The sequence below is a fragment of the Cupriavidus sp. H19C3 genome (genome assembly GCF_049393815.1).
In the GTDB taxonomy this organism is placed as follows: domain Bacteria; phylum Pseudomonadota; class Gammaproteobacteria; order Burkholderiales; family Burkholderiaceae; genus Cupriavidus.
This window is the reverse complement of record NZ_CP184985.1, coordinates 2,911,925-2,937,463: the sequence shown is the minus strand read 5'-3', so window position 1 is coordinate 2,937,463 and position 25,539 is coordinate 2,911,925. Positions and strand designations below refer to the sequence as shown.

The window sequence follows — 25,539 nt, the reverse complement described above, 5'->3', positions numbered from 1 at the left end:
CATGCGCGCGCGTTCGATCTCTCCCCTGCCCCGGCGGCCGCGGCAACGCGGGGCCGCGGTGGTCACCGCGCTGCTGATGGTGACGCTCGCCGTGGTGGTGGTGTCCGGCATGCTGTGGCGGCAGCAGGTGCAGATCCGTTCGATCGAAAACCAGCGCCTCGTGGCCCAGGCCGCCTGGATCGAGCGCGCGGCGGTGGACTGGGCGCGCCTGATCCTGCGCGACGACCAGCGCCGCTCGCAGGTGGACTACATCGGCGAGCCGTGGTCGGTGCCGGTGGCGGAAACCAGGCTGTCGGATTTCCTCGGCGCCGGGCTGCGCACCGATCAGGCCGGCGAGACCTCGTTTCTGTCGGGCCGCATCATGGACGCGCAGGCACGTTTCAACCTGACCAACCTCGTGCTCTGGTCGGCCAATCCTGACGGCACGGGGCGTTCGGCCAGCATCGACCAGACCGCCCTGACGCAGTTCCAGCGCCTGCTGCAGACGGTCGGGCTCAATGCCGGGCTGGCCGAGCCCACCGCGCAGTACCTGCTGCGCGCCGCGCGCAACACCAGTTCCGACGGCCAGCCGGCGCCGCGGCCGCCCGATACGGTGGACGACCTGCTGGCGGTACCCGGCTATACGCCCGACATGGTGGCCGTACTGGAGCCGTTCGTGGCGGTGCTGCCCGAGCGTACCAAGGTCAATGCCAATACGGCGGAGCCGGAAGTGCTGTCCGCCGTGATCGAGAAGCTGTCGCTCGACCGCGCGCGCGAACTGGTCCGCCAGCGCGACCGTGCCTATTTCAACAACACGGGCGATATCACCACCCAGCTGTCCGCCGTGGCGCCGCAGGCCAACCCCACTAACGTGAACAACCAGCTCGACGTGCGTACCCACTATTTCTTCATCTACGGACTGGTGCGGCATGAGCGTGCCAACCGTCTGCAGGTGTCGCTGGTGTTCCGCGCCGACGTACTGGGCAGTGGCAATACCACGCGCGTGATCTGGGTCCACGATGCCGACCGGCTGCCGGAAGTGCGGTAGGCAGCGGCCGGGCCGCTGCGACTGGCTAGCGTCGTTTTGGCGCAAACGCAATCAGACAGCATGCTATTGACGCGAGTTAGTCACACAGGCAAGGTATGTTGCTGCGCCTACGCCCAGGGCAAGGCCGGGCGGTGCCGCCCGACCCGGGGACGGGGGACGGGAGCCGAGCGGGGGAAGCCAAGCGGGGGAACCCAAGCGGGGGAACCCAAGCGGGGGAACCCAAACGGCGGAAGAGAGGCGGCAGAAGCCGGCAGGCCGAGCGAACCGGCGGAACCGGGCAGGCAGAACCGGGCGGGCCCGCATCCCGACCAGCGAAACCATATTCGGCAAGATGCGATAGCGCTCGGGCGCAGATGCCTTTCCGTCAGCAAAGCCGCCAGCGGGCGGGCCGCCGGCGATAGAATCCGGCGCAGCCGGGGTGATCCGGCCCGATCCGGCGCGACACGATCCGGCGCAACAAGAGCCATGAATTCAAGGAAACTTTGAGTACCACCCTCTACGTCCGCCTGCCGCAACGGCCGCATGACCAGCCGCAACCGTGGCAGCTCGGCGCGATGCCGTTTGCCCTGGTACGCACGCCCGTGGCGGACAAGAACCGCCGGGCGGGCGAGACTGCCGCGCTCGATCTGTTGCGTGAAGGCCACGCGTCGGTCGGCGAACTGCCGGCCGCGGACCGCCTCGTGCTGATCGTGGCCGCCAGCGATGTGCTGCTCACGACGGCGATGGTGCCACCGCTACCGCCGGCGCGGCTCAAGCTGGCGCTTCCGAACCTGGTCGAGGATGTCCTCGCCTCGGATGCGCAGCCGTGCCATATCGCGTTGGGTCCTGGCCTCGAGCCGGGGGCACCGGCCCGGGGCGCGCGCCGCCGCCTGCTGATGGTGGCCGACCGCGCCTGGTTGCGCGCGGTGCTCGACGCCTTTGCCGAACACAAGCATCGCCGGCGCCATGTGGTGCCGGCGCAGTTATGCCTGCCGTTGACGCCGCTGGCTTCACCGCAGGTGCTGCGCCGCTACGAGCCGAAGCTCGCCACCGAGGCGGTGGGGGCCGAGCCCGATCCGCTCGCGGAACCGGAAGACGAGGCCGACGACACACCGACCGAAGCCGCCGCGGCCGGTCCCGACGTCGCGCCAGTGCAGCTGGCCACGCTGGTGGTGGAAGCCGCCACCGCCGCGTTGGCGCCATCGGCCGAGCTGCTGGAGAACGCTCCGCCAACCCGCATCGGCAACGGCCGGCTCTGGCAGATCACCGTGCGCACCGGCGCGTACGAAGGCTATGGTCTGCTGCTCGGCGACGACGCGCTCGCCGCATGGCAGGCCCTCGCTCCGGCCGGCCGCTGGCATGGCGACCGCGCCGCGCTGGCCCACGCGCCGGTTCCGGCGCTATACGAGCGACGCCATACCGGGCGTGCCCCGCGTCCGCTCGACGACTGGCGGGTCTGGCTGGAAGGCGCCGAGGATTGCCTGCGCCAGCGCGATCTCGACCTCGCCCAGTTTGAATTCGCGCAGGGCCGCATCGACCGCTGGAACCTGCGCGCATGGCGCCTGCCGCTGGCGCTGGCCTGCGGCGTGCTGCTGGTACAGCTGATCGGCATGAACGTCCACTGGCTGATGCTGCGCAAGGAGCGCGACCGGCTGGAAGCCGCGCAATTGCAGGCGCTGAAGAGCGCGTTCCCGCAGATTCCGGTGGTGATCGACCCGCCGCTGCAGATGCGCCGCCAGGTGGAGCAACTGCGGCTCGCCTCCGGCCGCAATACCCCGGATGACTTCCTGCCGCTCGCGGACCGCTTTGCCGGCGCCGCGCGCGGCCTCGCGCCCGACACCTTGCAGGCGCTCGAATACCGCGGCCGCACCATGTACGTGACGCTGAAGCCCGGCACCGACACCAATGCGCTGCGCAACACCGTGCGCCAGGCCGGCCTGCAGATGGAAGAAGACAAGAACCCGCCGGACGCCCTCGCGCGCGCCACCGGCACGCCCGCGCCGGCCGGCTCGCGCTGGACGGTGAAGCCCGGATCATGAAAGACACGACGAACCCCGGCCGCGGCGGCAAGGCCCGCGGCAATCCGTTCGCCCGGCTCGCACGGCTACGCCCGCGCGTCCCCGAGCGCTGGCGCGAACGCTTCGATACGTTCTGGGAAGCGCGCAATCCGCGCGAACAGGCCATCCTGGGCGGAGGGGCGCTGGTGCTGCTGCTGGTGATCGGCTACACGCTGCTGTGGGAGCCCGCCGCCAGCGGACGCGTGGCGCTGGCGAAGCGCCTGCCCGCTCTGCGCGCCGACCTTGTGGAAATGGAGACGCTGGCGCAGGAAGCGCGCGGCCTGTCCGCCAGCCCGGCGCCGTCGCTGCGCGGCGATGCGCTCACGCAGGCGCTGCAGGACAGCCTCGGCCAGCACGGACTCAAGGCCACGCGCCTGGCGACCACCGGCGACAACGCGGTGCAGGTGCAACTGGAAAAGGCGGCATTCGGCGCGGTATCGAGCTGGTTGCAGGACGTCCGGCTGCAGCAGCGGCTGAAGGTGACCGACGCGCGCTTTACCTATGTTGGCGCCACGGCGCTGGTCAACGTCACGGCCACGCTGCAAGGCCCCGGTGGCAACGGATCCCGGTGATGGCGAGGCTGGAGTCCCTGCGGCTGCCGCGTCGACGCCGGCGCGAGTCGCATGCCTGGCGGCGCGTGCGCTGGACCCTGCTGGGCCTGGTAGTGGTTGCCATCACGCTGGTGGTGCAGTTGCCGGCCGCCTGGCTGGCCGACAGCGTGGCGACGCGCACCGGCCAGCGCGTACTGCTGGCCGATGCGGCGGGCACGATCTGGCATGGCAGCGCGACGCTGGCGCTCTCCGCCGGCGCGGGCAGCCAGACCGCGACGGTCCTGCCGGGACGGCTGACCTGGGCCGTGTCGGGCTGGCCGCTGCTGCAGGGCACCCTGCGGGTGGTGGTGTCGCACGACCGGGCGCTGGCGGCTCCGGTAGCGCTGACGGTGACGCCACGCCGCTGGACCGTGCAGACCGGCGCCATCAGCCTGCCCGCCTCGCTGCTGGAGGGCGTTGGCGCACCGTTTAATACGCTGCGTCCGGACGGCCAGATGCGGCTGGACTGGTCGGGCCTGCAGGGTCGGTTTGCCGACGGCACGCGCGAGGGTCACCTGACCCTCAGGATCGAACAAGTATCATCGGCGGTCAGCCGTTTGCGGCCGCTGGGCAGCTACCGCGCGGAGATCGACTGGACCGGCGCTGCTGGCAGGATGGAATTGAAGACCCTGGCGGGCCCGCTGTACCTGGAGGGCAGCGGCACGCTGGGAAGACAGGCGCGCTTTACCGGGACGGCCCATGCCGACCCGGAGGCCGCCGCACAGCTGGCAGGCCTGTTGAGCCTGCTGGGCAGACGAGAAGACAACGTGACAAGGCTGAACTTCTGATAGCGGACCGAGCGGAAGCCAGCTGAAACTGATGATGAAAACCCAAGCACACCGACACCTGATCCGCACTGCCTGTGCGCGCGCCACCGCCCTGCTGTGCGGTCTTTCCCTGCTCGCGCCGGCTCCGCTCTGGGCGCAGCAGCCTGACGTGTCCCCGCCCAATCGCGACCAGGTCGTGCTGAACTTCGTCAATGCGGACCTCGACTCCGTGGTGAAGGCGGTGGGACAGGCCACGGGCAAGAATTTCGTGATCGACCCGCGCGTAAAGGGCACCGTCAATCTGGTGACCGAACAGCCGGTGTCGCGCGCCCAGGCGCTGGAGACGCTCGGCTCGGTCCTGCGCATGCAGGGCTATGCGATGGTCGAGAGCAACGGCTTCACCAAGGTCGTGCCGGAAGCCGATGCCAAGTTGCAGGGCTCGCCCACCGTGATCGGCGGCGGGGCCGGCCGCGGCGACCAGGTGGTGACGCAGGTGTTCCGCCTCAACTACGAGTCGGCCAACAATCTGGTGCCGGTGCTGCGGCCGATGATCGCGCCCAATAACACGATCACCGCCTATCCCGCCAACAACACGCTGGTCATTACCGACTATGCCGACAACCTGCGCCGGCTGGCACGCATCATTGCCGCCGTGGACGCGCCGGCGAGCGGCGAGGTGGAGATCGTTCCGCTCAAGAATGCGATCGCGAGCGACGCGGCGCTCACGCTGCAGCGCCTGCTCGACCCCGCCTCTGCCGGCGGCGCGGCGACCGCGGGTTCTGGCGACGCCAGCCTGCGCACGACCGTGGTGGCCGAGCCGCGCAGCAATTCGCTGATGATCCGCGCGTCCAGCCGCGCGCGCGTCCAGCAGGCACGCACGCTGATCGAGAAGATCGACCAGCCATATGCGCGCCCGGGCAATATCTGGGTAGTGCCGCTGCGCAATGCCGATGCGGTGAAGCTGGCCGCCACGCTGCGCGCGATCGTCGCCGCCGACGCCAGCTTTGCCACCACCGGCCAGCCCGGCGCCCAGGGCGGGGCCGCCGGCGTCGCGGGCGGTGGTTATGCGCAGACGCCGACGTCCTCGACCGGGAGCCAGTTCGCCGGTGGCAGCAGTGGCGGTGGCTATGGCGGCTTTGGTGGCCGCTCCAGCGGCTCGGGCGGCTCCAGCTTTGGCGGCGGCGGCAGCAATGCCTTCTCGGCCTCGTTCGCCACCAACCAGCAGCCGACCACGGGCGGCATCATCCAGGCCGACCCATCGACCAACACGCTGATCATCACGGCCAACGAGGCGGTCTACCGCAACCTGCGTACGGTGATCGACGATCTCGACCAGCGCCGTGCGCAGGTCTATATCGAATCGATGATCGTGGAGGTGACGGGCAACGACCTGGGCCAGCTCGGCATCCAGTGGCAAGGCCTGCTGCAGTCGTCGGGCGGCAATACGGGCGTCTTTGCCGGCACCAACTTCGGCACCGGCGGCCAGAACATCATCAACCTGACCGGCGCGGTCGCGGCCATCAACAACAACCAGCAGGCCGGTATCGTGGCGGCGAGCCAGCTGGTGCCCGACCTGGCCGGCCTGAACCTCGGCATCGTCAACCGCGCGCTCGGCCTGGGCGCGCTGCTGCGCGCGCTGAGCAGCGTGACCAGCACCAACGTCCTGTCGACGCCGAACCTGATTACGCTCGAGAACGAGGAAGCCAAGATCCTGATCGGCCAGAACATCCCGATCACGACCGGCTCGTATGCGCAGACCGGCAATACCTCGACCGTGACGCCGTTCAACACGTTCGACCGCAAGGACGTCGGTATCACGCTGCGCGTGCGCCCGCAGATCACCGAAGGCGGACTGGTCAAGATGCAGATCTACCAGGAGTCGTCGTCGGTGGTGCAGGGCACGCTCACCAACACGTCGGGTCCGACCACCAATGTGCGCTCGATCGAGACCAACGTGCTGGTCGACGATGGCCAGATCATCGTGCTGGGCGGCCTGATCGAGGACAGCAACAACGACAGCGTGCAGAAGGTGCCCGGCCTGGGCGACCTGCCCTGGATCGGCGGCCTGTTCCGCTACGAGAACAAGAGCCGCTCCAAGACCAACCTGCTGGTGTTCCTGCGGCCGTACATCATCCGCACCGGCAGCCAGACCGACCGCCTGGCGCAGGATCGCTACGACTACATGCGCAATCTGCAGACCGGCTACGTGTCGCCGAACATCATGATTTACGACAAGGACAAGCCGGTGCTGCCGCCGCCGGACAATCCGACCGCCCCGTTCGTCGATCCGCGCAGTGCCGCGCCGCTGGCACCGCCGCTGCCGCTGCCGCAGAACGCGCAGCCGTACACGCCGCCACCGCAGGTGACGGATCCCGCGGTACCGCAACCGGTCCAGCCGGTGCCGGTGCCGCAACCGTCCGCCGCGCCGATCTCGCAGGCCTTGCCGCCGCAGCGCACCGTGCAGATACAGACCCGGCGCGTGGCCACGTACGAGCCGCAGATTCCGCGCGAACTGCCGGAGCCGGCGGCCGCCGCCGGCGTGCAGACCGTGCAGTCGGCGCAGCAACCGGTACCGCAAGCGGTGCAGCCGTCGGTGCAAACGCCGGCGCCACAATCGGCGCCACAATCGGCGCAACAAGCACCCCAGCCGGCGGCACCGGCCACGACCTCTGCCCCGACGCCGACCCAGATCCCGCCGCGCGCCGCGCCGGCCGGCGCGGCGCGCCCGCAGGCGGCACGCGGCAATAACCCGGCGCTGGCGCTGGCCGATGCGTTCGCGCGCGGACCCATCAACTAAAGTCCTGTCATGGCCACCGACGTTTCCACCCCCGCCAGACGAGACCGAGATCGCCCCGGAGGCGATCGACGCACTTGAGCCGCCCTCGCCCATGGCCGCGCGCCTGGTGTCGTACAGCTTTGCCCGCGAGGCCCGGCTGCTGATCGCGCACCAGCGTACCGACGGCCTCGAGGTCTGGGTCAGCCGTGCCACGGCCCCGGCGGCGCTGGCCGAGCTCACACGCGTGCATGGCGCGCTGCGGCTGCGCGTGCTGGAGCCCGACGCGCTGGAACGCGCCATGTCGGACGCCTACAACCGCCAGGACGGCAGCGCCGCCCAGGTCGTGGGCGAAGTGGAAGGCGAAGTCGATCTGTCGCGGCTGATGCAGGACATCCCCGCGGTGGAGGACCTGCTGGAATCCGAGGACGACGCGCCGATCATCCGCATGATCAACGCGCTGCTCACGCAGGCGGCGCGCGAAGGCGCGTCCGATATCCATATCGAGCCGTTCGAATCGTCGTCGGTGGTGCGCTTCCGCGTGGACGGCACGCTGCGCGACGTGGTGCGGCCGAAAAAGGCGCTGCACGGCGCGCTGATCTCGCGCATCAAGATCATGGCGCAGCTCGATATTGCCGAGAAGCGCCTGCCGCAGGATGGCCGCATCACGCTGCGCGTGGGGGGACGTCCGGTGGACGTGCGCGTCTCCACGCTGCCGACCGGGCATGGCGAGCGCGCGGTGCTACGTCTGCTCGACAAGGAAGCGGGCCGGCTCGACCTCGCCAAGCTCGGCATGTCGCGCGAGACGCTGGTCAGCTTTGACCACCTCGTGCACCAGCCGCACGGCATCGTGCTGGTGACGGGGCCGACCGGCTCCGGCAAGACCACCACACTCTACGCGGCGCTGTCGCGGCTCGATTCGCACACGACCAATATCATGACGGTCGAGGATCCGATCGAATACGACCTCGACGGCATCGGCCAGACCCAGGTCAATCCGCGCATCGACATGACGTTCGGCAAAGCCCTGCGCGCGATCCTGCGCCAGGACCCGGACGTGGTCATGATCGGTGAAATCCGCGATCTGGAGACCGCGCAGATCGCGGTGCAGGCGTCGCTGACCGGCCACCTGGTGCTGGCCACGCTGCACACCAACGACTCGGCCTCGGCCGTCACGCGACTGGTGGACATGGGGATCGAACCGTTCCTGCTGTCGTCGTCGCTGCTCGGTGTGCTGGCGCAGCGGCTGGTACGGCGGCTGTGCCCGCACTGCAAGCGCGAGGAAGTGATCGAGGTGACCGCCGCCGAAGCCGGCGTGCTGCAGGCCGAGGCGCATCCCGACGGCAAGCCGCTGCAGCGCGTGTGGCATGCCGTGGGCTGCGACAAATGCGGCCACTCGGGCTACCAGGGCCGGATGGGCGTGTACGAACTGCTGACCGTCGACGACGAGATCCGCACCATGATCCATCGCCAGGTGCCCGAGTCCGAGATCAAGCAGGCCGCGCTCGCCAAGGGCATGCATACGATGCGCGGCGACGCCCAGCGCTGGATCGACAGTGGCGCCACGGCACTCGAGGAAGTGCTGCGCGTGACGCGCGAATAGCCGGAGCCGCACGGAGCATGCCCGCCTATCGTTACGAAGCGGCCGACGCCGCCGGCCGCGCCGATCGCGGCGTCATCGAGGCCGACAGTCCCAAGCAGGCGCGCACGCAACTGCGCGCGCGCGGACTGACACCGATCACCGTGGATCCGCTCGCCGGCAGCGGCACCGCACAGCGCGGCGCGGCCGGCGTGCTGGTGCGCCGCCTGACCACGCAGGAGCAGGCGCTGTTCACGCGCCAGCTGGCCAGCCTGATCGTGTCCGGCCTGCCGCTCGACGAAGCGCTGGGCGCGCTGGCCGACCAGGCTGAACGCACCTATGTACACGAGTTGCTGGCGGGGATTCGCGCCGAAGTCATGGGGGGCAGCTCGCTGTCCGTGGCGTTGGCCCAGCACCCCAAGGATTTTCCGGATATCTACCGTGCGCTGGTATCGGCCGGCGAGCATTCGGGCCACCTGGGGCTGGTGCTGGAGCGCCTGGCCACGTATATCGAGACGCGCAATACGCTGACCTCGAAGATCCGGCTCGCCTTCACCTATCCGGCCATCGTCACGGTGGTGGCATTTGCGATCGTGATCTTCCTGCTGTCGTATGTGGTGCCGCAGGTGGTCAGCGTGTTTGCCAATACCAAGCAGAAGCTGCCGACCCTGACGATCGTCATGCTGGCGCTGTCGGACTTCGTGCGGAACTGGTGGTGGGCGGCGCTCGGCGTCATCGGCGCGGCCGCGCTGCTGGTACGCAGCCTGCTCAGGCAGCCCGACGTGCGGCTGGCGTGGCACCGCTGGCTGCTGACGGCACCGCTCATGGGCAAGCTGATCCGGGGCTACAACACGGCGCGCTTTGCCAGCACGCTGGCCATCCTGGTATCGGCCGGCGTGCCGATCCTGCGCAGCCTGCAGGCCGCGGGCGAGACGCTGACCAACGAGGCCTTGCGCGCCAACGTGGACGATGCCACCACGCGCGTGCGCGAAGGCGCCTCGCTGGCGCGCGCGCTGGCGGCACAGAACCAGTTTCCGCCGGTGCTGGTCCATCTGATCCGCTCGGGCGAGGCCACCGGCAATCTGCCGATCATGCTTGAACGCGCCGCCACCGGAGAGGGGCAGGAGCTGGAGCGGCGCACGCTGTTCCTGACCAGCCTGCTGGAACCGCTGCTGATCCTGACGATGGGGGTGGTGGTACTGCTGATCGTGCTGGCGGTGCTGATGCCGATTATCGAGATCAACCAGCTGGTGCGGTAACGGCCGGACGGCGAAACGGGTTGCGTGCGCGTGCGGCTGCTTGCGCGCGCCACGGCTGACGATGCCCAGCGGTGCCGTGTAGCGCTACGGCGCGCGGCAGGCCGTGGTCCCGCCGCGCATGCCGGAACTATCCGGCGGTCTTGCTGGCCGCGCGCTTTCTCGGTGCGGCGCGTTTTTTTGCGGCGGGCTTGGACGCGGCGGGTGACGCCGCAGTCTTTGGCGCACCCGCCTTGCCGGCCGGTTGTTCGGCAGCAGGCGCTGTGGCCGGTACAGGCGTTGGCGCAGGGGTCGGCTCCGGTGCCGGTGGGGTGGCCTGCGGCTGCGCCGACAGCACGGTCGTACCCGGTGCGGCAAACACCGAGGCCTCGATCGGCCACGGGTTGTCTCCGAGCGTGACCTCCGGCCGCCTGGCACGCTTGCCGCGCGACTTGCCCTTGCCGTTGGTGTCCGCGGGCACCTCGTCCACGGTTTCCGCGATCAGCGTCGATGCGGTGGCGCCCATCGCCCCCTCGTCGAGCACGTCGTTGCGCCCCCCCTCGTAACCCCCCTCATTCACCTCGGCGTCCACCTCGGCGTCCACCTCGGCGCCCACCTCGGCGCCCACCTCCGCGTCCACCTGCTCGGTATCGTCAGCCGTGTCCTGCTGCTCGGGCGCCACCGGCGCCGGCTCCGCAATCTCGCGTCGGTCACGCATGTCGCGCGGCTCGGATGCCTCCGCCAGCCCGGCGGTCTCGGACCGCTCCGGCAACTCGGCCATCTGTGCGCCCGGTGCCGGCCTCTTGCCGCGCTTCTTCAGGCGAACCCAGATGGTCTTGTTGTTGCCGCCGTTACGCGTTTCCACCTCGAACAGCTCGGTGGCAAGCACCAGTTCGGACAGCTTGCCGTACCCGTAGTTGCGCGAGTCGAATTCGGGCGCCTGCTTGGCGATATGGTTGCCGATGCCGCCGAGCGTGGCCCAGCCGTCATCGTCCGATACTGCCTGCGAGGCGTTCTGCAGCAGCCGCACGAGACGCGCGTCCTGGCGCAGCTCGCCGGTGCTGCGGCGGCGCGTGGGGGCGGCGGCGCCTTCGGCTTCCACTTCCGCGCGCAGCACGTCCGAATAGATGAACTTGTCGCACGCTGTCACGAACGGCTTGGGCGTCTTGCGCTCGCCAAACCCGTAGACGATCAGTCCCTGCTCGCGGATGCGCGAGGCCAGCCGCGTGAAGTCGCTGTCGGACGAGACGATGCAGAAGCCATGGAAGCGCCCCGTGTAGAGCAGGTCCATCGCGTCGATGATCATCGCGCTGTCGGTGGCGTTCTTGCCCACCGTGTAGCGGAACTGCTGGATCGGCTGGATCGAGTGCGACAGCAGCTTTTCTTTCCAGCCGGCGAGGTTGGGCTTGGTCCAGTCGCCATAGATGCGCTTGACGGCGGCTACGCCGTACTTGGCTACCTCGGCCAGCAGGCCTTCGACGATGGCGGGCGCCGCGTTGTCGGCGTCGATCAGCACGGCCAGGGTTGCGGTGCCCTGGCGGGGAATATTGCTCATGATGGAATCGGGAAAAGTTGCACCGTCCGGCGGGTTGCACCGTCCGGTGCGGCGCATGCGCATCTTGCTCCCTTTGTTCCGGGGCGGGCGCGCGCCGTATGGAATGCAACGCAGTGTACACGCGAAGGTTCAGTGGCTAGGGAGATTCCGGGGGCACTGGCCCGTTTTATGCTGCATTGCGAGGTACCGCCGGCGTGGCGGCGGTGCTACCATGCCGCGCAGAGACACGGTCTTGCCTATCCTCCACAAGAGAACGCGGCACGACTGCCCATAACTGATGTGTCGGTGATCCCGACAGCATGCCCCATAGAGGAGCCTTCTCCCATGAATGCACCCCTGACCGCCCCGGTCAGCGACGCCATCCGTCGCGCGCTCGATAACGTTTCCCTCGACGACAAATACACGCTGGAACGCGGCCGCATTTATATCAGCGGCACGCAGGCCCTGGTCCGCCTGCCGATGCTGCAGCGCGAGCGCGATGTTGCCAACGGCCTCAACACCGCGGGCTTCATCTCCGGCTATCGCGGTTCGCCGCTCGGCGCGCTCGACCAGTCGCTATGGAAAGCGAAGAAACACCTGGCGGCGCACAACGTGGTATTCCAGGCCGGGCTCAACGAAGACCTCGCCGCGACCGCGGTGTGGGGCTCGCAGCAGGTCAACATGTATCCGGACGCGAAGTTCGACGGCGTGTTCGGCATGTGGTACGGCAAGGGTCCCGGCGTGGACCGCACCGGGGACGTCTTCAAGCATGCCAACTCCGCCGGCACCTCGCCGCATGGCGGCGTGCTGGTGCTGGCCGGTGACGATCACTCGGCCAAGTCCTCCACGCTCGCCCATCAGTCCGAGCATATCTTCAAGGCCTGCGGCCTGCCGGTGCTGTTTCCGTCCAACGTGCAGGAGTACCTGGATTACGGCCTGCACGGCTGGGCCATGAGCCGCTACTCGGGCCTGTGGGTGGCGATGAAGTGCGTCACCGACGTGGTGGAATCGTCGGCATCGGTGGAGCTCGATCCGCATCGCGTGCAGATCGCGCTGCCGGAAGACTTCATCATGCCGCCCGACGGCCTCAATATCCGCTGGCCCGATCCGCCGCTGGTGCAGGAAGCGCGCCTGCTCGACTACAAGTGGTATGCAGGCCTGGCCTACGTACGCGCCAACAAGCTCGACCGCATCGTGCTCGATTCGCCGCACGCGCGCTTCGGCATCATGACGGCCGGCAAGGCCTACCTGGATACGCGCCAGGCGCTCTGCGACCTGGGTCTCGACGACGCGACCTGCGCGCAGATCGGCATCCGCCTCTACAAGGTGGGCTGCGTATGGCCGCTGGAAGCCCACGGCGCGCGCGCCTTTGCCGAGGGCCTGCAGGAAATCCTGGTGGTCGAGGAAAAGCGCCAGATCATGGAGTACGCGCTCAAGGAAGAGCTGTACAACTGGCGCGACGACGTACGCCCCAAGGTCTACGGCAAGTTCGACGAGAAGGACAACGCCGGCGGCGAATGGTCGATTCCGCAGAGCAACTGGCTGCTGCCCGCGCACTATGAACTGTCGCCCGCGATCATCGCCAAGGCGATTGCGACGCGGCTCGAGAAGTTCGAACTGCCGGTGGACGTGCGCGCGCGCATCGCGGCCCGCCTTGCCATCATCGAAGCCAAGGAACGGGCGCTGGCCACGCCGCGCGTGACCGCCGAGCGCAAGCCGTGGTTCTGCTCGGGCTGCCCGCACAACACCTCGACCAACGTGCCCGAGGGTTCGCGCGCGCTGGCCGGCATCGGCTGCCACTACATGACGGTCTGGATGGACCGCAACACCAGCACGTTCAGCCAGATGGGCGGCGAAGGGGTGGCGTGGATCGGCCAGGCGCCGTTTGCGGGCGACCAGCACGTGTTTGCCAACCTTGGCGACGGCACCTACTTCCACTCGGGCCTGCTCGCCATCCGCGCCTCGATCGCGGCCGGGGTGAACATCACCTACAAGATCCTCTACAACGATGCGGTGGCAATGACCGGCGGCCAGCCGGTCGACGGCCAGCTGTCGGTCCAGGACATTGCCTTCCAGGTGCATGCGGAAGGCGCGAAGCGGCTGGTCATCGTGACGGACCAGCCCGAGAAGTACAACAGCGCGATCAAGCTGCCCGAGGGTGTGACCGTACATGGGCGCGAGGAGCTCGACCGGATCCAGCGCGAGCTGCGCGAGGTACCGGGCTGCACCATCCTGATCTACGACCAGACCTGCGCCACGGAAAAGCGCCGGCGCCGCAAGCGCGGCACCTATCCGGATCCGGCGCGGCGCGCGTTTATCAACGACGCCGTGTGCGAGGGCTGCGGCGATTGCTCGGTCAAGTCGAACTGCCTGTCGGTGGAGCCGCTGGAAACCGAACTTGGCACCAAGCGCCAGATCAACCAGTCGTCGTGCAACAAGGACTTCTCGTGCCTGAACGGCTTCTGCCCGAGCTTTGTCACGGCGGAAGGCGCTCAGGTGCGCAAGCCCGAGGCGCATGGCGTCTCGATGTCGGGCCTGCCGACGCTGCCGGAGCCGACCCTGCCCTCGCTCCACCACCCGTACGGCGTGCTGGTAACGGGCGTGGGCGGCACCGGCGTGGTGACGATCGGCGGGCTGCTCGGCATGGCTGCGCACCTGGAAAGCAAGGGCGTGACGGTGCTCGATATGGCAGGCCTGGCGCAGAAAGGGGGCGCGGTGCTGTCGCATGTGCAGATCGCTGCGCGGCCCGAGCATCTGCATGCGACGCGCATCGCCATGGGCGAGGCCGATCTGGTGATCGGCTGCGACGCGATCGTGTCGGCCACCGACGAGGTCATCTCCAAGACGCAGGCGGGGCGCACGCGTGCCGTGGTCAACACGGCGCAGACGCCGACCGCCGAGTTCATCAAGAATCCCAAATGGCAATTCCCGGGCCTGTCGGCGGAGCAGGACCTGCGCAATGCGGTGGGCGAGTCGTGCGACTTCATCAACGCGAGCGCGCTCGCCGTGGCACTGCTCGGCGATGCCATCTATACCAACCCGCTGGTGCTCGGCTATGCGTGGCAGAAGGGATGGATCCCGCTCAGCCTGCAGGCGCTGGAACGTGCCATCGAACTCAACGGCGTGTCCGTCGAGAAGAACAAGGCGGCCTTCGACTGGGGCCGTCATATGGCACACGACCCCGAGCACGTGCTGTCGCTGACGGGCAAGCTCAAGACCTCGGCCGAAGGCGCCGATGTGGTCAAGCTGCCCACCTCGAGCGGTGCGCTGCTCGAAAAACTGATCGCCAGCCGCGCGGAGCTGCTTACCAGGTATCAGAACGCGGCTTACGCCGAGCAGTATCGCGCGGTGGTGCAGCGCGTGCGTGCGGCTGAGTCCGCGCTGGTAGGCGCGGGCAAGCCGCTGCCGCTGACCGAGGCCGCTGCACGCAATCTGGCCAGGCTGATGGCGTACAAGGATGAGTACGAGGTGGCGCGGCTCTATACCGATCCGGTGTTCCTCGACAAACTGCGTGCGCAGTTCGAGGGCGAGCCGGGCCGCGACTACCAGCTCAACTTCTGGCTGGCGCCACCCCTGCTGGCCAGGCACGATGACAAGGGTCACCTGATCAAGCGTCGGTTCGGGCCGTCGACCATGACGCTGTTCCGCTTGCTGGCCAGGCTGAAGGGGCTGCGTGGCGGCGTGTTCGATATTTTCGGACGCACCGAGGAGCGCCGCACCGAGCGCGCGTTGATCGGCGAGTATCGGGCCCTGCTCGACGAACTGGTGGCAGGGCTGACGCCGGCCAACCACGAGACGGCAGTTGCCCTGGCCAACCTGCCGGACGATATTCGCGGCTTTGGCCACGTCAAGGCCAACAACCTGGCGGCCGTGCGTGGCAAGTGGGCCAGGCTGCTGGAGCAGTTCCGCCATCCGGAGAGCGGTCGGCAGGCAGCTTGAGGGGCGCCTTGCAGGGCAGCTGCGGGAGCAGCTTGAAGGGCAGCTTCAGGCCGGCTTGGGTATGGCTTGAGTAGGGTCGGTGCCTGGCCGTGCCAGCGAGACGCTGGCACGGCCAGGCACGAGGGGAGGCGTCATGAAGCCCGGCTACACTGGGGGCTTTGGACCCTCCCCTTCGTTTTGGCCGTCCCCGCTTTCCGGCCCTCGCTCTCCATGCCGAGCCCTTCATGCTGATCCGCCCCTTCCAACCGACCGACGAAGCCGCCGTTATCGCGCTGTGGCAGGCCTGTGGCCTGACCCGCCCGTGGAATGACCCGCAGCGCGATATCGCACGCAAGTTGACCGAGCAGCCCGAGCTGTTTCTCGTGGGCGAGACCGACGGCCGCGTGATGGCCTCGGCCATGATCGGCTTTGACGGTCATCGCGGCTGGGTCTACTACCTCGCGGTCGATCCGGCTTTCCAGGGCCTCGGCCATGGGCGTATGCTGATGGCGCGCGCGGAAGCGCTGCTGATCGAGCGGGGCTGCCCCAAGATCAACCTGCTTGTGCGCGAAGGCAACGATGCCGTGATGGCGTTCTACGACAAGCTCGGCTATGGCCGCGATGCGGCGGTCAGCCTGGGCAAACGCCTGATTCCCGATATCTGACCGATTGCATCCGATCTCACCGATAGCAGGCTGCCCATCATGTTCCATATCGTCGGTCTCGATCATCTCGTGCTGCGCACCGCCGATGTGGCGCGGCTGGTGCGGTTCTATGTGGACGTGCTCGGCTGCCATGTCGAACGCGAGCAGCCCGCGCTCGGGCTGACGCAATTGCGGGCGGGCAGCGCGCTGATCGACCTGGTGTCGCTCGACGGCCCGCTTGGACGCGGTGGCGGCGCGGGGCCCGGCGCCGAAGGCCGCAACCTCGATCACTTCTGCCTGCGTATTGATCCGTTCGATGCGGATGTGGTCCGCTCGCATATGCGTATTCATGGCGTGGATGCCGGCGAGGCCGTGCAGCGGTATGGCGCCGAGGGTCTTGGCCCGTCCATCTACGTCACCGACCCCGACGGCAATACAGTCGAACTGAAGGGTCCAGCCGATCTTGCCGATGACGTCCCCTGAGCCGCCATCTGGCGGCGGCGCTCGCGCGGGGCCCCGGCTAGACAGCGGCGCATCCAAGGTGCCGCGTCACCTCGTCTGGACGCTCGGACTGACCGAGATCATCAGCTGGGGCACGCTCTACTTCTCGTTCACGGTGTTTATCGACCCGATGCAGGCCGCACTCGGGTACGGCAAGCCGTTCCTGGCAGGCGGCTTCTCGCTCGGGTTGCTGGTGTGGGCGCTGTGCTCGTTCGCGGTGGGCCGGTTGCTGGACCGCGTGCCGGCGCGCAAGGTCATGGGGTGCGGCTCGGTACTGGGCGCGCTGGGCCTGCTGCTATGGGCGTGGACGCCGTCGCCGGCGGTCTTCCTGCTGATGTGGATTCCGCTCGGTCTCGCCATGGCATCGACGCTGTACGAACCCGCCTTCGTGGTGCTGCGACAGGCGTACGGCGACGGCTATCAGAAGCCGATCGTGCATGTGACGCTGCTGGCCGGCTTGTCGAGCACTATCTTCATTCCGCTTGCGCAATGGCTGGTTCTGCATGTCGGCTGGCGGCCGGCGCTGGTCGGCTTTGCCGCGCTCAACCTGCTGGTTTGCGCGCCGCTGCATGCGCGTCTGCGCTACGCGCTCCATCCGACCTACCATGCGGCGCCGGCCGCTGCGTCGGGAGCCGCCGCAAACCCTGGCATTGCGCGTGCCACGCTGCGCGAGCCTGTGTTCTGGGCGGTGGTGCTGGCCTTTATTGCCACCGCGGTCATTGCCTCGCTGCTCGGCGCCCATCTGATTCCGATGCTGACCGAGAAGGGCTTACCGGTGGCGCAACAGCTCGCGGTGGCGGCGCTGATCGGCCCGGCCCAGGTGGCAGGCCGGCTGTTAATGATGCGCCGGCCGGTGCGGCACCCGGTACGGCTCTCCTTGCCGACCTATGCGGTGATGAGTGCAGGGCTGGCTTGCCTCGCGCTCGGCAATGGCCTGTGGCTGATGGTGGCGGCGGTGCTGTATGGCTGCGCCAATGGCGTGAACACGATGCTGCGTGCGATGGCCATGCCCGAGTTGATCTCGCGCAGCCACTACGCCACGCTCAATGGGCTGATGATGACGCCCGTGCTGCTGATGCAGGCGGTTGCACCATGGCTGGGGGCGCTGATGTGGCGCGCGGCCGGCGGCTACTGGCTGATGCTGTGGTCGATGGTCGCGCTCGCGCTCGGCGGGTTGCTGGCATTCAGCTATGCGTTGCACCGGCGTGGGCTGCTGCGCGCCGAGGCGGTACCCGCGTGAAGGCCCGGGCGTGTTGACGGGGTGGCATCGACATCCGACAGACGACGACAGCCGCGCGTCGTGCCGATGTGAGACCATCGCCGTCTTTGGCCACGCACCGCACCGTCAGCAGCCATCGGCAGCCCTCGGCAGCCCTCGGTAGCCCTCGGTAGCCCTCGGTAGCCCTCGGTAGCCCTCGGTAGCCCTCGGTAGTCCCTGATGGGCCCGGTCAGCGGCCCCGTGCAGGCCCGCATTGCTCGCAGTCGATCCGCCCCGATGTCCGATTTTTCGCCCGAAACACCCGCCGCGCAGTCCGGCGTCCAGCCCGCCGCCCAGTCCGCCGCCCAGCCCGGCGCCACCGCAGCCGCCGCCCCGTCCGCACGTAGCGTGGCGCGTGCCACACGCGGCACCATGGCGCTGTTCTTCGTAAATGGCGCCACCTTCGCCACCTGGGGCGTGCACATCCCGACCATCAAGGCGCGCTTTGGCCTGTCCGACGCCATGCTGTCGATTGCCATGCTTGCCGTCGCCGGTGGCGCCATCCTCGCCATGGGCCCGGTAGGGCGCTGGGTGGCACGGGTGGGCAGCGCGCGCGCGTCGATGCTGAGCGGTCTGGCCTACGCCGTGGCCACCGTGGCGATCCTCGCGATGCCGTCCTACGTGCTGCTGTTGCCGGCCCTGCTACTGTTCGGCATGTGCAATGCCGGCTTCGACGTCGGCATGAACGCGCAGGCGGCCACGGTGGAAGCCAGCCGCACCCGGCCCGTCATGTCCTCCCTGCACGGCATGTTCAGCCTGGGCGGCATGGCGGGCGCATCGTTTGGCGGGCTGATGCTGTCGGTCGGCGTGGCGCCGCTGGCGCATGCGGCGATGATGGCGGCGCTGACCGCGGCGGTCGCCGTGGGGTACCACGCCGGGCTGCTGGCCGACCATCCGGTCGCGCCATCGGCGGCGCACCACCGCGAACATGCCACGCGTGCGCTATGGCTGCTCGGCCTGATGGCCTTTCTCGGGTTGATCGGCGAAGGCGCGATGTACGACTGGACTAGCGTCTATATGCGCGACGTCGCCACCGCTTCACCCGATTGGGTGAGCTTTGGCTATGCAGCTTTCTCCGGCGGCATGGCCGCCGGCCGCTTTGGTGGCGACTGGCTGCGTGCCCGCTTTGGCGATGCGCGCACGCTGACGGCAAGCGCCTGGCTGGGCTTTGCCGGCATCGCGCTGGCCCTGACCGTGCCGGTGCCGGTGGCGGCGCTGGCGGGCTTTACGCTGATGGGCCTGGGCGCGGCCAATATGGTGCCGATCTTCTTCGTGGCGGCATCGCGGCTGCCCGGCGTGGCGCCGGCGGAAGCGATCGCGCGCGTGGCGCGCTTTGCCTATATCGGCCTGTTGCTGGGCCCGGTGCTGATCGGCGGCGTGGCACACCTGTCCAACCTGCGGATCGGCCTGGCGCTGGTCGCGCTGACAATGGGCTGGATCGCGGTATTCGGTGCGCGCGCGGCGCGGCGCTACCTTGGCTAGCACTCATCCAACGCCTGCGCCGGGGGCTGCTGGTGGCGCTTCCGGTCGGGCTTCCGGTCGGCCCTTCCAGTAAGGGCCCTCGGCGGGGTCACCGCCGCGGCGCTTTAACGCGTCCGGTCAACCCGGTACGGCCACTCCCGCGCCGATGCCTTCGAACACGAAGGTATCCATCGCCAGCACCCCGTAGGTCACCTCGTCGGCCACGCGAGCCACGCTGGCATCGCCGGCCTGGTCTTCAGGTCCGAGCGCGGCACCCAGCGCCACATAGAACGGCAGCAGGTGCTCGTCGGTCGGATGCGCCCGGCGCGCATAAGGCGCCTGCGCGCGGTAGTCGGCCAGGCGTGTGGTATCGCCGGTGGCGAGCGCTTCGTCGAGCGCCGCGCGCATCCAGTCACGGAACGCCTCCACATAGGGCGCCGTCTCGGTACCGTGCTGCACGGGCCGCTCGCCACCGAAGACTTCCTGCAGGTTGTGCGTAAAGCTGCCTGAACCCATCACCAGGATGCCTTCCTCGCGCAGCGCGGCGAGCGCGCGCCCGATCTCGATCTGGCGCGCGGGCGGCAGGTACGGATTGAGCGCCAGCTGGACGACCGGCACGTCGGCATCGGGAAAGATGTAGCGCAGCGGCATCCAGGCGCCGTGGTCGAGCGGGCGATCGGCATCTTCGGCGACAAAGCGCGCGCCGGTAATGCCGGCCGCCTCGACCAGCGCCTTGACGCGCGCGGCCAGCGCCGGCGAACCCGGTACGTCATAGCGCAGCGCGTAGAGCTCGCGCGGAAAACCGCCGAAGTCGTGCCAGGCCTCCTGGCGTTCGCGCGTGCTGACGGCCAGCGTGCTGTAGATCCAGTGCGCGGAGATCACCACTACGCCCTTGGGCGCGAGCGCACGCAGGCGGGCGCCGAGCGCGTCGAAGGCGGCGCCGGTGGGGCCGGGATCGATCGCCAGCATGGGCGATCCGTGGGAGACATAGATTGCGGGAAGCATGGTTGCACCCTTCAGATGCTTTGGTTGGATGCTTCCAGTGTGGCCAAGATGCACCGCATTGGAGCCTGCCAAATACGAAGAGGTCATGCAAAAAACTTGAAGAGCCGGTGGGCGGCGCCTGCCGCAAGATGAGCCGAGGGTGCGCCAGCGCACCAAGGCGCACACGTGTCACGCGGGTGAGATGTTTTCGTTACGCCGATTCGGCCTATGATGCAAAGACAGGGAGCTTGCTGGCTCCGCGGCCGGCGTGCGCGACGCATCGCCGCGCGGAAGCGCTGCCCCGCAACGCAGGACGCGACCGTTCAGGACGGTCCGCTGGAGAATCTCGTGGTCAAGCGCATCTCGCCCCGGCATGACCTGCCCCACGCGCTGTGGTGGCAGCCCGGTGTCTACGGCAGCGGGCCCGCGGTATTGCTGTGGATTGCCGCGCGGTTGCCAGCGGACCTGCTGGCCGCGGTCTTCGGACACCCCGCGGCGGCGGCGTTGCTCAACCACGCCGGCGATACCGTGTTCGTGACCGGCTGGCTCGCCAGCGCCGCCTGGCTCTGGTTCACGCGCAAGCATCCCCATGACGTGCCGCCGCCAGCGGCGCCGACCGCCCCGCACCGGCCGCAGCCGCCGCAGTGACGCCGCAGTGACGTCCCATTGACGTCTCATTTACGCCCCCATTGACGCGCCATTGACGCGCCATTGACGCCCGCTTGACGCCCTGGTCGGGCCATTGGCGCCGCGTTGACGCCTCGTTGGCACGCCATCGCCCGCCATCGGCGTCAGTGTCTGACCGCTTGCAGTCCGATGTAAGGAATCGCTTAATATGAGGGTGGGCGCCGCCGACACCATCCTGGCGCTACACGCCCTTTCCCCGGCGCCTGCCCCGCACTTTCCTCCGGCACTTTCGATTCCTAAAACATATGCAAGCGACCGCCTCCACTGCTTCCCTGCCCAGCGCCGCGGCGCGACGACGCACCATCGTCGCCGCCACCATCGGCAACGGGCTCGAATGGTTCGACTTCACCGTCTACAGCTTCTTCGCGGTCATCATCGCGCGACTGTTCTTTCCCACCGGCAACGACATCACCTCGTTCCTGCTGACCGTGGCCACTTTCGGGGTGGGCTTTGTGATGCGGCCGGTGGGCGCCATCGTGCTGGGCGTCTATGCCGACCGCGTCGGCCGCAAGGCGGCCCTGACGCTCACCATCCTGCTGATGGCCCTGGGCACCGCGATCATCGGCCTGACGCCGACCTACGCGACCATCGGGCCGTGGGCGCCGGCGCTGATCGTGCTCGCGCGGCTGATCCAGGGCTTCTCCGCCGGCGGCGAGGTGGGCGGTGCCACCGCCTTCCTGATCGAGCACGCGCCGGATCACGAGCGCGGTGCCTACGCGAGCTGGCAGCAGGCCAGCCAGGGTATCTCGTTCATGCTCGGTGCCGCCATGGGCGCGCTGGTGACCAACGGGCTCGAACCGGCGCAGATCGATGCCTGGGGCTGGCGCATTCCGTTCCTGTTCGGCCTGCTGATCGCGCCGGTCGGCATGTATATCCGCTCGCAACTGGAAGAGCCGCCCGAGTTCGAGGCGCGTCAGGCCGAGCGCCGCGCCGCCCGGGTCAAGTTCTCGCCGCTGTCGCAGGTGCTGCGCGACCATCCGCGCGAGGTCGTGGCCGGGCTCGGCGTGACCGTGCTGTGGACGGTGTGCACCTATGTGCTGGTGTTCTACATGCCGTCGTATGCCAAGCAGCAACTGGGATTGCCGCTCGGCGCGACCTTCGAGTCCACCGCGATCTGCGGCGCCATCATTCTGGTGCTGTGCCCGCTGATGGGCATGCTGTCGGACCGGGTCGGCCGCAAGCGCATGCTCGGCACCGTCGCGCTGATCATCGGCGTGCTGGCGTACCCATTGTTCCACTGGCTCAACGTGTCGCCCACCACGACCACGCTGCTCCAGGTGCAGATCGTGCTCGGCATCCTGCTCGCGGCCTTCACGGGCCCCGCACCGGCGGTACTGGCGGAGCAGTTCCCGACCGATGTGCGATCCACCGGCCTTTCGCTCGCGTACAACTTTGCGGTGACGATCTTCGGCGGTTTCTCGCCGCTGATCGTGACGTGGCTGATCGCCTCGACCGGCGACAAGCTGGCGCCGGCGTACTACGCGATTGCCGCGGCGGCACTGAGCTTTGTCGCGTTGCTGTTCATGCACGACCGTACCGGCAAGGCGATCGCCTGATGCCCCCGGGGGGCCGATGCCGGTCCGGCATGGCCCCTCTCCCGTCCCGTCTCCTCCCTTCCCGGCTCATCCGCCTTGCCTGCCTCTCCCGCGTCGGACCATCCGGTCCGGCGCGGAAGTGGCTCCCTCCTTCGCCGCCCGGCGCCCGCCACCGTGGTATCCACTGGCCCAACTGTTGTCCGTTGCGGAACCAACTGTTGGAAATTGTTGGCTTACGCCGGCCGATTGCTGCGATCATGCTCGCTGCTGTCCACCACCACAAGAACGTACAGGAGCCACCCTGCATGGCCAAGAATGAATCCTCCGTCGCGGTGCGCGAACGCTGCAGCTGGTGCGGCACCCTCGAGGACTATTGCCACTATCACGATAACGAATGGGGTTTCCCGGTGGCGGACGACCGCCGGCTGTTCGAGAAGCTCTGCCTCGAAGGCTTTCAGTCGGGCCTGAGCTGGCTGACCATCCTGCGCAAGCGCGAGGCGTTCCGCAAGGCGTTTGCGAATTTCGAGATGGAGAAGGTGGCGCGGTTTGGCGAGCGCGATATCGAACGGCTACTCGGCGATGCCGGCATCGTGCGCCATCGCGGCAAGATCGAGGCGGCCATCAACAATGCGCAGCGCGGGCTGGAACTGCTTGAGACCGAATCGTCGCTGGCCGCATATTTCTGGCGCTATGAACCCGATCCGAAGAGCCGCCCGCGCAAGCTGACGCGCGAAGCGCTTGCGACCATGACCACCTCGCCCGAGTCGATCGCGCTCTCGAAGGACCTCAAGAAGCGTGGCTGGAAGTTCGTGGGCCCGACCACGATGTACGCGCTGATGCAGGCCATGGGGCTGGTCAACGACCACGTCGAAGGCTGCTGGACGCGCACCGAGGCCTTGCGCGCACGCAAGGACTTCAAGGTGCCGCACTAACATCGCACCAACACCGTACTAACACCACGCTACGCCGCGCCACGCCGACCGCCAGGCGGACAGCGGACTCAGACCGCGTCCGGCGGCGGCAAGGTCGGATCGACGTCCGTCGAAAGCTCCGCCTCGGGCCGCGCCGGCCACAACACCCGGCGCAGTATCCACGCGCCCAGCAAGCCGCTGGTCACAGCGGCCACGCACGCCCAGACCGGTGGAAAGCCCGTCTCCGGATCGACCCAGGCCGCGCTGGCGGTCGACCACACCATCACCCCGGTATTGAGACCCGCGTGCAGCACGATGCCGGGCCAGAGTGAACGCGTGCGGCAGTAGAGCACCGCCGCGAACAGGCCCATCGAGAACGCGACGACGAACTGGTAGACGTTGAGGTGCGCAAAGCCGAAGACGAACGCCGAGTAGACGATCGCGTCGGCCGTGGCATAGCGCCGGAGCATGCCGCGCAGGAGGATGCCGCGAAAGAACATCTCCTCGATCATCGGCGCGATCGCACACACCAGGACCCAGCTGCCGATGCCACCCGATATGCCACGCGAGAGCCAGCGTGCTTCGCCGTCGGACATCGGCAGCACCTGCACCAGTACCCACATCATCGCCACATCCACCAGCAGGATTACCGGCACCAGCATCAGGATGGGCGGTGCCAGCATGCCGAGCGTGGCGCGCAGGCTCGCGCGAGTGGGATGCAGCAGTTGCCCGTAACTCATGCGGCTGCCGTGGAGCATGAAGGAAAACACGCCGCCATAGCACAGCACGCGAATCACGCTGGCGGCCGCCATCGGCTGAATGCCATGGCGGATCAGCGTTGGCCGCAGGACGATGCTGATCACGATCTCGATGAACCACGCCACAAAGGCGAGTGCCAGCGCCCACTGGAAGGAGATGGGGCGAAAGTCGTCCGGTGCATGGTTCTTGTTCATGGCGTGACCGGCCTGCGAGGCATCTGCCGATGGAGCGGCCATTCTAGGCGCTGCCGCTGCGGAGATGCGAGCGGGGTGCGACCGGGACGTGCGTGGTAGCAACAGTGCTGTGGAGATTTTGCGTCCGGCGCAATGGTCCTGGTTATGTAGTTCCGTATTGTTTACGTATACAACAATAGTAGTAATAGATAGAAGGCCTGCCCGGCCGTGGATAACCGTAACTTTCGCTTTTGCGTCAGTGGTTTGGCGCACAGACAAGGGGTTGGGCAACGATGTGCGTATACGTGGGGTCATCCACAGCCCTCGCGTTACGGCCCGGAATGGGCGCCGACTTGTCCCGCGGTTATACGTATACGTCCCACAGCGCATGCCCACGCAGGCCACAGCGTTGTCCCCGTGGTTTTCCACAAGGTGGCGAATGCATCTGGCGGCGGATGCGGGCACACTGTCGGCTTACGCTTCGTTCACCGTCCTGCCGCCGGAGTTTGCCCAGATGGATGCCACCACGCTCTTGTTCTATACGATTGCCGTCTCTGCGGTCATCGTCACCCCCGGACCCACGGTGCTGCTCGCACTCAATAACGGGGCCACGCGCGGCATGCGGGTGGCTGCGTGCGGTATGGCCGGCGCGGTGCTGGCGGACCTGATCCTGATCGGCACGGTGGGCTGCGGCCTGGGCGCGCTGTTGCTGGCGTCCGAGCGGCTGTTCGAGGCCATCAAGTGGATCGGCGCGGTGTATCTGCTCTATCTGGCATGGGTGATCTGGCGCTCGCCGACCCACACGCTGGTGGCCGAACGGGGCGACGCCTCGGCCAGCGGCCGCGCCGCGTTCCTGCGCGCGCTGTTCGTGGCGCTGTCGAATCCCAAGGCGCTGCTGTTCGTATCGGCGTTTCTGCCGCAGTTCGTGCACGCCGATGGCCCGATCGCGCTGCAGTACACGGTGCTGGCGCTGATCAGCGCCACCATCAACCTGATCGTGATGACGATCTACGCGCTGGGCGGCCGCCATGCGGTGCGGACGCTGTCGGCGCGTACGCTGACGTGGATCAACCGCAGTTGCGCCGGCATGCTGGCGTTCCTGGCGGTGGGGCTGAGCCTGTACCGGCGGGCGGAGCTGCGCTGAGGCAAGGGTAGCCGCCGGTTAGT

The 25,539-nt window shown here is 68.2% G+C and carries 19 protein-coding genes; 16 read left to right on the top strand and 3 right to left on the bottom strand.

The genetic code is table 11. The features are described from left to right. Position 1: 1 nt before the first annotated feature. From gspK to gspF, 7 genes are all read left to right on the top strand, one after another. A complete protein-coding gene (gene gspK / locus DFLDMN_RS13520; protein WP_423198411.1) occupies positions 2-1,027 on the top strand; it encodes a type II secretion system minor pseudopilin GspK in 1,026 nt (341 codons plus the stop codon). A 482-nt stretch (positions 1,028-1,509) separates the two neighbouring features. Further along, a complete protein-coding gene (gene gspL / locus DFLDMN_RS13515; protein WP_423195452.1) occupies positions 1,510-3,045 on the top strand; it encodes a type II secretion system protein GspL in 1,536 nt (511 codons plus the stop codon). Beyond that, on the top strand, positions 3,042-3,635 hold the full coding sequence (locus DFLDMN_RS13510; RefSeq protein ID WP_423195451.1) for a type II secretion system protein M: 594 nt from the start codon (positions 3,042-3,044) through the stop codon (positions 3,633-3,635). The genes gspL and DFLDMN_RS13510 overlap by 4 nt, the downstream gene beginning before the upstream one ends. After that, the gene (gene gspN, locus DFLDMN_RS13505; protein WP_423195450.1) at positions 3,635-4,441 is read left to right on the top strand and encodes a type II secretion system protein N; all 807 of its coding nucleotides are present in this window, start codon (positions 3,635-3,637) and stop codon (positions 4,439-4,441) included. The genes DFLDMN_RS13510 and gspN overlap by 1 nt, the downstream gene beginning before the upstream one ends. A gap of 34 nt (positions 4,442-4,475) precedes the next feature. After that, entirely contained in the window at positions 4,476-7,217 is a 2,742-nt protein-coding gene (gene gspD / locus DFLDMN_RS13500; RefSeq protein WP_423198410.1) for a type II secretion system secretin GspD, read from the top strand. Between the two features lie 91 nt (positions 7,218-7,308). Beyond that, entirely contained in the window at positions 7,309-8,796 is a 1,488-nt protein-coding gene (gene gspE, locus DFLDMN_RS13495) for a type II secretion system ATPase GspE (protein WP_423195449.1), read from the top strand. Between the two features lie 17 nt (positions 8,797-8,813). Further along, positions 8,814-10,031, top strand: a complete 1,218-nt coding sequence (gene gspF / locus DFLDMN_RS13490; RefSeq protein ID WP_423195448.1) for a type II secretion system inner membrane protein GspF — start codon at positions 8,814-8,816, stop codon at positions 10,029-10,031. A gap of 127 nt (positions 10,032-10,158) precedes the next feature. On the opposite strand, the gene DFLDMN_RS13485 is transcribed toward gspF, so the two are convergent. Continuing rightward, entirely contained in the window at positions 10,159-11,562 is a 1,404-nt protein-coding gene (locus DFLDMN_RS13485) for an NYN domain-containing protein (RefSeq protein WP_423195447.1), read from the bottom strand. Positions 11,563-11,886: 324 nt separating this feature from the next. Here DFLDMN_RS13485 and DFLDMN_RS13480 point away from each other — a divergent pair, with 324 nt between their 5' ends. From DFLDMN_RS13480 to DFLDMN_RS13460, 5 genes are all read left to right on the top strand, one after another. Further along, positions 11,887-15,480 (top strand): indolepyruvate ferredoxin oxidoreductase family protein, encoded by a 3,594-nt coding sequence (locus tag DFLDMN_RS13480; protein ID WP_423195446.1) that lies wholly within the window; start codon positions 11,887-11,889, stop codon positions 15,478-15,480. A gap of 224 nt (positions 15,481-15,704) precedes the next feature. Continuing rightward, the gene (locus tag DFLDMN_RS13475) at positions 15,705-16,124 is read left to right on the top strand and encodes a GNAT family acetyltransferase (protein WP_423195445.1); all 420 of its coding nucleotides are present in this window, start codon (positions 15,705-15,707) and stop codon (positions 16,122-16,124) included. A gap of 39 nt (positions 16,125-16,163) precedes the next feature. Further along, on the top strand, positions 16,164-16,586 hold the full coding sequence (locus DFLDMN_RS13470; RefSeq protein WP_423195444.1) for a VOC family protein: 423 nt from the start codon (positions 16,164-16,166) through the stop codon (positions 16,584-16,586). After that, on the top strand, positions 16,573-17,844 hold the full coding sequence (locus DFLDMN_RS13465) for an MFS transporter (protein ID WP_423195443.1): 1,272 nt from the start codon (positions 16,573-16,575) through the stop codon (positions 17,842-17,844). The genes DFLDMN_RS13470 and DFLDMN_RS13465 overlap by 14 nt, the downstream gene beginning before the upstream one ends. A gap of 390 nt (positions 17,845-18,234) precedes the next feature. Further along, the gene (locus DFLDMN_RS13460) at positions 18,235-19,344 is read left to right on the top strand and encodes an MFS transporter (RefSeq protein ID WP_423198409.1); all 1,110 of its coding nucleotides are present in this window, start codon (positions 18,235-18,237) and stop codon (positions 19,342-19,344) included. A 117-nt stretch (positions 19,345-19,461) separates the two neighbouring features. On the opposite strand, the gene DFLDMN_RS13455 is transcribed toward DFLDMN_RS13460, so the two are convergent. Next, on the bottom strand, positions 19,462-20,328 hold the full coding sequence (locus DFLDMN_RS13455) for a DODA-type extradiol aromatic ring-opening family dioxygenase (protein WP_423195442.1): 867 nt from the start codon (positions 20,326-20,328) through the stop codon (positions 19,462-19,464). A 327-nt stretch (positions 20,329-20,655) separates the two neighbouring features. On the opposite strand from DFLDMN_RS13455, the gene DFLDMN_RS13450 reads away from it, so the two are divergent. The 3 genes from DFLDMN_RS13450 (at position 20,656) to DFLDMN_RS13440 (ending at position 23,461) form a co-directional block, all read left to right on the top strand. Next, positions 20,656-20,955 carry a hypothetical protein gene (locus tag DFLDMN_RS13450; RefSeq protein WP_423195441.1) on the top strand — a complete coding sequence of 100 codons (300 nt, stop codon included), beginning with the start codon at positions 20,656-20,658 and terminating at the stop codon, positions 20,953-20,955. A gap of 284 nt (positions 20,956-21,239) precedes the next feature. Beyond that, a complete protein-coding gene (locus DFLDMN_RS13445; protein WP_423195440.1) occupies positions 21,240-22,550 on the top strand; it encodes an MFS transporter in 1,311 nt (436 codons plus the stop codon). A gap of 284 nt (positions 22,551-22,834) precedes the next feature. Then, on the top strand, positions 22,835-23,461 hold the full coding sequence (locus DFLDMN_RS13440; protein ID WP_423195439.1) for a DNA-3-methyladenine glycosylase I: 627 nt from the start codon (positions 22,835-22,837) through the stop codon (positions 23,459-23,461). Positions 23,462-23,529: 68 nt separating this feature from the next. Here DFLDMN_RS13440 and DFLDMN_RS13435 read toward each other — a convergent pair whose 3' ends face one another. After that, a complete protein-coding gene (locus DFLDMN_RS13435; RefSeq protein ID WP_423195438.1) occupies positions 23,530-24,393 on the bottom strand; it encodes a CPBP family intramembrane glutamic endopeptidase in 864 nt (287 codons plus the stop codon). Between the two features lie 493 nt (positions 24,394-24,886). Here DFLDMN_RS13435 and DFLDMN_RS13430 point away from each other — a divergent pair, with 493 nt between their 5' ends. Then, a complete protein-coding gene (locus tag DFLDMN_RS13430; protein ID WP_423198408.1) occupies positions 24,887-25,516 on the top strand; it encodes a LysE family translocator in 630 nt (209 codons plus the stop codon). Positions 25,517-25,539 lie beyond the last annotated feature (23 nt).

Coding starts and splice junctions, on each gene's coding strand:
- DFLDMN_RS13465 (WP_423195443.1), top strand. CDS start 16,573: ATGACGTCCCCTGAGCCGCCATCTGGCGGCGGCGCTCGCGCGGGGCCC.
- DFLDMN_RS13475 (WP_423195445.1), top strand. CDS start 15,705: ATGCTGATCCGCCCCTTCCAACCGACCGACGAAGCCGCCGTTATCGCG.
- gspK (WP_423198411.1), top strand. CDS start 2: ATGCGCGCGCGTTCGATCTCTCCCCTGCCCCGGCGGCCGCGGCAACGC.
- DFLDMN_RS13430 (WP_423198408.1), top strand. CDS start 24,887: ATGGATGCCACCACGCTCTTGTTCTATACGATTGCCGTCTCTGCGGTC.
- gspE (WP_423195449.1), top strand. CDS start 7,309: ATGGCCGCGCGCCTGGTGTCGTACAGCTTTGCCCGCGAGGCCCGGCTG.
- gspN (WP_423195450.1), top strand. CDS start 3,635: ATGGCGAGGCTGGAGTCCCTGCGGCTGCCGCGTCGACGCCGGCGCGAG.
- DFLDMN_RS13440 (WP_423195439.1), top strand. CDS start 22,835: ATGGCCAAGAATGAATCCTCCGTCGCGGTGCGCGAACGCTGCAGCTGG.
- gspD (WP_423198410.1), top strand. CDS start 4,476: ATGAAAACCCAAGCACACCGACACCTGATCCGCACTGCCTGTGCGCGC.
- DFLDMN_RS13445 (WP_423195440.1), top strand. CDS start 21,240: ATGCAAGCGACCGCCTCCACTGCTTCCCTGCCCAGCGCCGCGGCGCGA.
- DFLDMN_RS13435 (WP_423195438.1), bottom strand. CDS start 24,393: ATGAACAAGAACCATGCACCGGACGACTTTCGCCCCATCTCCTTCCAG.
- DFLDMN_RS13455 (WP_423195442.1), bottom strand. CDS start 20,328: ATGCTTCCCGCAATCTATGTCTCCCACGGATCGCCCATGCTGGCGATC.
- DFLDMN_RS13485 (WP_423195447.1), bottom strand. CDS start 11,562: ATGAGCAATATTCCCCGCCAGGGCACCGCAACCCTGGCCGTGCTGATC.
- DFLDMN_RS13460 (WP_423198409.1), top strand. CDS start 18,235: ATGGCGCTGTTCTTCGTAAATGGCGCCACCTTCGCCACCTGGGGCGTG.
- DFLDMN_RS13480 (WP_423195446.1), top strand. CDS start 11,887: ATGAATGCACCCCTGACCGCCCCGGTCAGCGACGCCATCCGTCGCGCG.
- gspF (WP_423195448.1), top strand. CDS start 8,814: ATGCCCGCCTATCGTTACGAAGCGGCCGACGCCGCCGGCCGCGCCGAT.
- DFLDMN_RS13470 (WP_423195444.1), top strand. CDS start 16,164: ATGTTCCATATCGTCGGTCTCGATCATCTCGTGCTGCGCACCGCCGAT.
- DFLDMN_RS13510 (WP_423195451.1), top strand. CDS start 3,042: ATGAAAGACACGACGAACCCCGGCCGCGGCGGCAAGGCCCGCGGCAAT.